General features: G+C 48.9%; 1 rRNA gene. It reads left to right on the forward strand.

Annotation, left to right across the window (positions count from 1 at the left end):
- The first annotated feature begins 171 nt into the window (after nucleotides 1-171).
- Nucleotides 172-3,061: ribosomal RNA gene (locus H5117_RS20220) — 23S ribosomal RNA — on the forward strand.
- Nucleotides 3,062-3,092 lie beyond the last annotated feature (31 nt).

Raw genomic sequence — 3,092 nt, forward strand, 5'->3', positions numbered from 1 at the left:
ATACATTGTATTTATCAAGAGTTTTCAAAAGTAAAAAAAGAATGGTAGCAGTACCATTCAGTGCCATTTGATTAACGTTTTACGTTGATTGATTGGTATCTACTTTAGTATTCAATATTAACTTCTGGCGAAGTTAAACTGTCACAAAACAAAGACCCGTTTGGGTTGTATGGTTAAGTGACTAAGCGTACACGGTGGATGCCTTGGCAGTTGGAGGCGATGAAGGACGTATTAACTTGCGATAAGCCTAGTCAAGCTAGTAAAAAGCGCTTGAGACTAGGATTTCCGAATGGGGAAACCCACCTGCTTGCAGGTATCGTTAACTGAATACATAGGTTAACGAGGCGAACGCGGAGAACTGAAACATCTAAGTACCCGTAGGAAAAGAAATCAACCGAGATTCCGAAAGTAGCGGCGAGCGAAATCGGAACAGCCCTTAAGCTTATTATGTGTTAATGGAAGGCTCTGGAAAGTGCCACGATACAGGGTGATAGTCCCGTACATGAAAAGACATTTTAAGTGAAATCGAGTAGGTCGGAGCACGTGAAACTTTGACTGAATATAGGTGGACCATCATCTAAGGCTAAATACTCCCAACTGACCGATAGTGAACCAGTACCGTGAGGGAAAGGCGAAAAGAACCCCTGTGAGGGGAGTGAAATAGAACCTGAAACCGTGTACGTACAAGCAGTAGGAGCCCACTTGTTGGGTGACTGCGTACCTTTTGTATAATGGGTCAGCGACTTATATTTTGTAGCGAGGTTAACCGAATAGGGTAGCCGTAGGGAAACCGAGTCTTAACTGGGCGAATAGTTGCAAGGTATAGACCCGAAACCCGGTGATCTAGCCATGGGCAGGTTGAAGGTTGAGTAACATCAACTGGAGGACCGAACCCACTAACGTTGAAAAGTTAGGGGATGACCTGTGGCTAGGAGTGAAAGGCTAATCAAACCGGGAGATAGCTGGTTCTCCCCGAAATCTATTTAGGTAGAGCCTCGGACGAATACTTACGGGGGTAGAGCACTGTTAAGGCTAGGGGGTCATCCCGACTTACCAACCCTTTGCAAACTCCGAATACCGTAAAGTAATATCCGGGAGACACACGGCGGGTGCTAACGTCCGTCGTGAAGAGGGAAACAACCCAGACCGCCAGCTAAGGTCCCAAAGTCATAGTTAAGTGGGAAACGATGTGGAAAGGCCCAGACAGCCAGGAGGTTGGCTTAGAAGCAGCCATCCTTTAAAGAAAGCGTAATAGCTCACTGGTCGAGTCGGTCTGCGCGGAAGATGTAACGGGGCTAAACTATGCACCGAAGCTGCGGATTCAGAATTTATTCTGAGTGGTAGGGGAGCGTTCTGTAAGCGGTTGAAGGTGTACCGGGAGGTATGCTGGACGTATCAGAAGTGCGAATGCTGACATGAGTAACGATAATGGGAGTGAAAAACTCCCACGCCGGAAGACCAAGGGTTCCTATCCCATGTTAATCAGGGTAGGGTAAGTCGACCCCTAAGGCGAGGCCGAAAGGCGTAGTCGATGGGAAACAGATTAATATTTCTGTACTCGATATAATTGCGATGGGGGGACGGAGCAGGCTAAACAAGCATGGCGTTGGTAGTCCATGTGAAAGTGAGTAGGTTGGTGACTTAGGTAAATCCGGGTTGCTATTAAGACTGAGACACGAGACGAGTCACTAAGGTGATGAAGTTGTTGATGCCATACTTCCAGGAAAAGCCTCTAAGCTTCAGATTATATGGAATCGTACCCCAAACCGACACAGGTGGTCAGGTAGAGAATACTAAGGCGCTTGAGAGAACTCGGGTGAAGGAACTAGGCAAAATCGTACCGTAACTTCGGGAGAAGGTACGCTCCTATCTGTGATGAGACTTGCTCTCTAAGCGGACGGGAGCCGCAGTGACCAGGTGGCTGGGACTGTTTATTAAAAACACAGCACTGTGCAAAATCGCAAGATGACGTATACGGTGTGACACCTGCCCGGTGCCGGAAGGTTAATTGATGGGGTTATCCTTAGGGAGAAGCTCTTGATCGAAGCCCCGGTAAACGGCGGCCGTAACTATAACGGTCCTAAGGTAGCGAAATTCCTTGTCGGGTAAGTTCCGACCTGCACGAATGGTGTAACCATGGCCACGCTGTCTCCACCCGAGACTCAGTGAAATTGAAATCGCAGTGAAGATGCTGTGTACCCGCGGCTAGACGGAAAGACCCCGTGAACCTTTACTACAGCTTGGCACTGAACATTGAACCTACATGTGTAGGATAGGTGGGAGACTTTGAAGCAGCGACGCTAGTTGTTGTGGAGTCAACCTTGAAATACCACCCTTGTAGTTTTGATGTTCTAACGTTGGCCCCTGAATCGGGGTTACGGACAGTGCCTGGTGGGTAGTTTGACTGGGGCGGTCTCCTCCTAAAGAGTAACGGAGGAGCACGAAGGTTGGCTAAGTACGGTCGGACATCGTACGGTTAGTGTAATGGTAGAAGCCAGCTTAACTGCGAGACAGACACGTCGAGCAGGTACGAAAGTAGGTCATAGTGATCCGGTGGTTCTGAATGGAAGGGCCATCGCTCAACGGATAAAAGGTACTCCGGGGATAACAGGCTGATACCGCCCAAGAGTTCATATCGACGGCGGTGTTTGGCACCTCGATGTCGGCTCATCACATCCTGGGGCTGAAGTCGGTCCCAAGGGTATGGCTGTTCGCCATTTAAAGTGGTACGCGAGCTGGGTTTAGAACGTCGTGAGACAGTTCGGTCCCTATCTGCCGTGGGCGTTTGAGAATTGAGAGGGGTTGCTCCTAGTACGAGAGGACCGGAGTGAACGAACCGCTGGTGTTCGGGTTGTCATGCCAATGGCATTGCCCGGTAGCTACGTTCGGAACTGATAAGCGCTGAAAGCATCTAAGCGCGAAGCAGGCCTCGAGATGAGTTCTCACTAGACTTTTAAAGTCTCTGAAGGGCCGTTGAAGACTACAACGTTGATAGGCAAGGTGTGGAAGTGGTGTGAGCCATTAAGCTAACTTGTACTAATTACCCGTGAGGCTTAACCATACAACGCCAAACGCGTTTTATGCGACAGTTT

This window comes from Pseudoalteromonas sp. SG45-1 (assembly GCF_014164135.1).
GTDB classification, from domain to species: Bacteria; Pseudomonadota; Gammaproteobacteria; order Enterobacterales; family Alteromonadaceae; genus Pseudoalteromonas; species Pseudoalteromonas distincta.